General features: G+C 63.7%; 1 protein-coding gene. It reads right to left on the bottom strand.

The features are described from left to right. A partial coding sequence (locus AC1DLB_RS32445; RefSeq protein ID WP_477786588.1) for an immunoglobulin-like domain-containing protein occupies positions 1-364 on the bottom strand: 364 nt, incomplete at both ends.

A 364-nucleotide genomic window follows, 5' to 3' on the forward strand; every position in this document is an offset into this window, starting at 1 on the left:
TGACGGTGCCGCCTTCGGCGACGTTCGCAGTCGCAGTCAGCGAAACGGTGCTGGTGTCGATCGTGTCGGTGACGGTGGTCACTGCCGGGGCAGTGCTCGGCACCAGGTTTTCGAAACTGCCACCGGTGGCGGTGGAAATGGTGGCCTGGACCGTACCGGCATCTTTGTAAACGTCATCGGATGGAGCCGGGACGGTCACGGTGCCGGTGGTTTTACCCGCTTCGATGGTGATCACGGCGCCGTTGCTCAGGGTCACGGTGACCGGAGTGCCGGCGGCGTTGGTCAGGGTCGCGGTGTAAGTGATCTGGCCACCTTCGGCTACCGAGTTGGATGCGCTCAGGCTGAGGTTGGTGGTGTCGACGGT

Source organism: Pseudomonas sp. 05N434 (assembly GCF_056396965.1).